General features: G+C 71.5%; 4 protein-coding genes. 1 reads left to right on the top strand and 3 read right to left on the bottom strand.

Annotation, left to right across the window (positions count from 1 at the left end; translation table 11 throughout):
• Positions 1-42: 42 nt before the first annotated feature.
• Both ETD85_RS60415 and dacB read right to left on the bottom strand, forming a co-directional pair.
• Positions 43-1119 (bottom strand): zinc-dependent metalloprotease, encoded by a 1077-nt coding sequence (locus ETD85_RS60415; RefSeq protein WP_206059607.1) that lies wholly within the window; start codon positions 1117-1119, stop codon positions 43-45.
• A 91-nt stretch (positions 1120-1210) separates the two neighbouring features.
• Entirely contained in the window at positions 1211-2632 is a 1422-nt protein-coding gene (dacB, locus tag ETD85_RS60410; RefSeq protein WP_138698788.1) for a D-alanyl-D-alanine carboxypeptidase/D-alanyl-D-alanine endopeptidase, read from the bottom strand.
• An 84-nt stretch (positions 2633-2716) separates the two neighbouring features.
• On the opposite strand from dacB, the gene ETD85_RS60405 reads away from it, so the two are divergent.
• On the top strand, positions 2717-3208 hold the full coding sequence (locus tag ETD85_RS60405; RefSeq protein ID WP_103957278.1) for an inorganic diphosphatase: 492 nt from the start codon (positions 2717-2719) through the stop codon (positions 3206-3208).
• Between the two features lie 7 nt (positions 3209-3215).
• Here ETD85_RS60405 and ETD85_RS67165 read toward each other — a convergent pair whose 3' ends face one another.
• A complete protein-coding gene (locus ETD85_RS67165; protein WP_138698787.1) occupies positions 3216-4322 on the bottom strand; it encodes a C40 family peptidase in 1107 nt (368 codons plus the stop codon).
• Positions 4323-4511 lie beyond the last annotated feature (189 nt).

Genomic DNA, 4511 nt, shown 5'->3' with positions numbered 1-4511 from the left:
GGGCCGGGCCGGGCAGGCCGTTGGGGTGCCCGGCCGGGCCGGTCAGGCGGGGAGGGCCGGGGTGCCGATGACGCGGCTGATCCAGGCGTCCGGGTCGGCGATCTCCTGGGTCGTCGGCAGCGTCTCCGGGGACGTCCAGACCTTGTTGAAGCCATCCATCCCCACGCGGTCCACCACCTTGCGGACGAACGCCGACCCCTCCGCGTACTGCTTCATCTTGACCTCGATGCCCAGCAGGCGCCGCACCGTGCGGTCGAGGCGAGAGCCGCCCTCCCTGCGGTGGGCGAACTTGGCGCGGATGTCGGACACCGTCGGCACCACGGACGGGCCCACCGCGTCCATGACGTAGTCGCCGTGCCCTTCGACCAGGGTCATCACGGCCGTCAGGCGGTCGAGGATCTCCTTCTGGGCCGGCGACTGGATGGCGTCGATCAGGTTGCCCTCGCCGCCGCGCACCACGTCGGCCACCGTGTCGGCGGCGTTGCGCAGGCGCTCCAGGATCGTGGGCAGGTCGAGGTCGGAGGCGAGCAGGAACTCGGTCATCTGCGAGCGGACGTATTCGCGCAGCCAGGTCACGCCGGTGAACTGGACGCGGTGGGTCTCCTCGTGGAGGCACACCCAGAGGCGGAAGTCGTGCGGGTCGACGCCCATTTCGCGCTCGGCGTGCACGATGTTCGGGGCGACGAGCGTCAGGCGGCCCGCCGGCTCCTGGCCGGTGGGGTCGGGCGGGAGGAACAGCTCATATTGTCCGAGCACCCGCGAGGCGAGGAAGGCCAGGACGGCCCCGACCTCCACGCCCGTGATGCGGGAGCCCACCGCGCTGACGATGGCGGGCGGCGGGTTGGCGCCGCTGCTGATGCGCTGCGTCAGCGGCTCCAGCACCACGCGGAAGCCCTCGACGTTCGCCTTGATCCAGCCGGGCCGGTCGACGACGGTCGCGGGTTGGGGTGCGGTGTCTGTGTGAATTTTGGTGAACTCGCGCACGTGGCCCTCGGCCTCACGTGACAGGGTGCGGAGCTCGGTGACGGCCTGCCTGGCCTCCTCCCGGCTCACCTGAGGACCGGGGCGCACCAGGCGCGTACCGGTCGTGACGGCCAGATCCCAGTCGATCACCTGCATAACGTCCACCGTACGTGGTTCTGGTCGAGCCTGCGAAGGAGCGCGAGGGTCCGGGGGTCGAATGCCGGTGTACGAGGGGAAATGTGCCCCGTCAGGAACGGGCGACGATGGCGGCGAGCCGGTCGAGCACGGGCTCGGCCGTGCCGGGGACGCGATCGGCCATGAACGCGAACGTCACCAGCCGCCCGTCCTTGGTCGTCGCCATCCCCGCCAGCGTGTTGATGTTGTTGAGCGTGCCGGTCTTGGCCCGCACCAGGCCCACCTGGCCCCTGCTGTCGCTGGCGGTGAAGCGCCGGCCGTTGCCGAGGGTGCCGGAGAAGCCGGCGATGGGCATGCCCGAGGCGATGGCGTGCAGGTCGGGATAGCTGTCGGAGCCGGCCATGGCGATGATCTTGGCCAGGGCGTTCGGGCTGATGCGGTTGCGGATGGACAGCCCGCTGCCGTCGGATAGCGCGATGCCCTGCGCGGCGCCGAGTCGCTGGAGCACGGCGAGCACCGCCCTGGACCCGCCGGCGAACGACGCCTCCTGGCGCTCCTTGATCGCGACGTGTCTGGCCAGGGCCTCCGCGAGGTCGTTGTCGCTCCGGGTGAGCGTGTGCTCGACCAGGGAGTAGAGGGGGGCGGAGTCCACCTTGCCGAGCTCGGCGGCCCCGGCGGGGGCCTTGGCCGGGCGGACGGTCCCCGACACGGCGATGCCCCGCTTGGCCAGGAGGCCGGCGAAGGCGGTGGCGGCGTACTGGGGCGGGTTGGAGACGCGTGGCATGTGGAAGCGCGGGTTCTGGCGGCCCTCGTCCATGGTGAGGGCGTAGATCGGGGCGACCTCGCCGTCGGGGATGTAGTTGGGCTTCCAGCCCGGCGCGGACGGCGAGCCGGTGAAGAGCGAGGTGTCGTAGGAGAGGGTGACCTTCTTCACGCCCTGCGCCTTGAGGGTGGTCGCGGTGCGGTCGGCCAGCGTGGCGAGCGAGGCCTGCTTCGGGTAGCTCGGCCTGGCCGACGGGCCCGCGAGGAACGGGTCGCCGCCGCCGACCAGGACGATGCCGCCGGGCTTGGCGCCCTGGACGACCCTGGTGGACAGGCGGGTGTCCGGGCCGAGCGAGGCGAGGGCGGCGGCGCAGATGACGATCTTCGTGGTGGACGCCGGCGTCATGGGGGTGTCGGCGCCGGAGGCGAAGATCCGCTCGCCGGTCGCCGCGTCGAGCACGACCGCGCCCACGCGGCTCCCCAGCGCATTGTCACCCAGGGCGCTGGTGAGCAGCCGCGTCAAAGTACCCTTAGTCGGGAGAGGTCCGTCTCCGGACTTCACCGAGAGCCGGGCCAGCACAGGCCCCGAGGTGACCACGGGGGCGGGAGAAGACCCTTCCGCCGGGGACGCCGTCGGCTCGGTCGGTGAAGACCCGCTCGTCAGCGCGCTGAGGCTGAAGTCGGTGGTCATCGCGTACACGCCGGTGACGATCGCCAGGACTTGGAGCACGGCGAGAGTGGTCAGCATCACCCACCGGTCGTGCCGCGCCACGTCGCCTGCCCTCTCTGCTGTGTTCGCTTACGAGACATTAACGCCCGACCGGGGGTGCCCGGGGGCCTGAGCGGAGGAACCGCGGTGGAGTTCGACGTTGTCGTTGAGATTCCCAAGGGGCAACGGAACAAGTATGAAGTGGACCACGAGACCGGGAAGATCAGGCTTGACCGGCTCCTGTTCACCTCCACGCAGTACCCCGCCGACTACGGCTTCATCGAGCACACCCTCGGTGAGGACGGCGACCCGTTGGACGCGCTCGTGCTGCTGCAGGAGCCGACCTTCCCCGGCTGCTACATCACGTGCCGGGCGGTGGGGATGTTCCGGATGACCGACGAGAAGGGCGGGGACGACAAGGTCCTCTGCGTGCCTTCCACCGACCCCCGGATGCATCACATCCAGGACATCCATCATGTGTCGGAGTTCGACCGGCTGGAGATCCAGCACTTCTTCGAGGTCTACAAGGACCTTGAGCCCGGCAAGTCCGTCGAGGGCGCCAACTGGGTCGGGCGCATCGAGGCCGAGGCCGAGATCGAGCGCTCGTTCCGCCGGGCCAAGGACGAGGGCCACCACTGATCCACCTCTAGCGGGGCCTGGTGGCGCCCACCAGGTCCCCGCGCCAGATGGAGGCCACCCGCACCACGTCGCCGGTCTGCGGCGCGTGCACCATCTGCCCGCGCCCGACGTAGATCCCGACGTGGTGGATCGACCCGGGGTCGCCGCTGACGTACCCGAAGAACAGCAGGTCGCCGCGGCGCAGCTGGTCCATCGGCACGTGCGGGCCCGCGGACCACTGGGTGCCCGTCCAGTGGTCCAGCCGCACGCCCACCTGCTCCCAGGCGCGCATCGTGAGCCCTGAGCAGTCGTAGGTGTCGGGGCCGGCCGCCGCCCACACGTACGGCTTGCCGAGCTGGGTGAGCGCCCAGTTGGCGGCCAGGTCCCCCATGGCCGAGCCGCCGCTCAGCCCGGCCAGCGAGACGGCCGCCGCCCGCCGCCTGGCCAGCCGCTCCGCGCGGCTGCGGGCCGCGTCGAGCTGGCGCTGCAGCACCTCGGTACGCGCCCGCAGCCCTCTCGTCTCGCGCCGCTGCCTGGCCACGGCGGCCTCGGCGGCGATCTTGGCCTGCCTGGCCCGCTCGGAGGCGGCCTGCTGGATGGCGTAGGCGCCGGCGGCCTGCGCCCGCAGAATGGAGGCGACCTCCTGGGCGTCGCGCATCCTGGCGAGGATCGCGGCCCGCTCGTCCCACAGCTGCCCGAGCACGCCCGCCCGGTGCAGGAACCCGTCCGCGTCGCCCTGGTCGATCATCATCCCGACGACCGGCTGCATCGGCGTGAGCCCGCGGTAGCTCTCCGCCGCCAGCAGCGCGACGGCCTCGCGGGCCCGCCCGACCTCGGCGTCGGCCGCCGCCAGGCGTGCCCTGGCCTGCGCGTGCCGCTCCTCCGCGTAGCGGAGCCGGACCATCTCCCCGTTGTACGCCTCCACCAGCCGCTCCACCCCGGCGGCCAGGTCACCCAGCCGCGACTTGGCGACGGCCAGCTCCACGTTCGCCGCGCCCAGGTCCTTCTTGCGGTCCCGGGCGACCTCGCGGGCCTTCTTCACGTCGCGGGCCGAGGGCGCGGGATCGGCCTCGACCGGCGGGCACAGGGCGACCGTCAGCCAGCACGCGAGCAGGCCAGCCCCAATTGCGCGCATAGGTCCCCCTGGAAACAGATGGCTACTCTATGCACACGATTCCCAGTAGTTCCCATACGTAACGTAATCAGGGCAGGTCACACGCTTAGCTGCTCTCCGTAGGGGTTGTCGAGGGCTCTTCCGTGGGCGTGGGGGTGGCCGTCTGGGTCGGCGTGGTGGTCGGCGTGGGGGTCTGCGTAGGAGTCGGGG

The organism is Nonomuraea zeae (genome assembly GCF_005889725.1).
In the GTDB taxonomy this organism is placed as follows: Bacteria; Actinomycetota; Actinomycetes; order Streptosporangiales; family Streptosporangiaceae; genus Nonomuraea; species Nonomuraea zeae.
This window is presented reverse-complemented; position numbering and strand designations above follow the sequence as displayed.

Bases quoted from the DNA above. Each gene is read 5' to 3' on its own strand.
- ETD85_RS67165 (WP_138698787.1), bottom strand. From the start codon at position 4,322: ATGCGCGCAATTGGGGCTGGCCTGCTCGCGTGCTGGCTGACGGTCGCC.
- ETD85_RS60415 (WP_206059607.1), bottom strand. From the start codon at position 1,119: ATGCAGGTGATCGACTGGGATCTGGCCGTCACGACCGGTACGCGCCTG.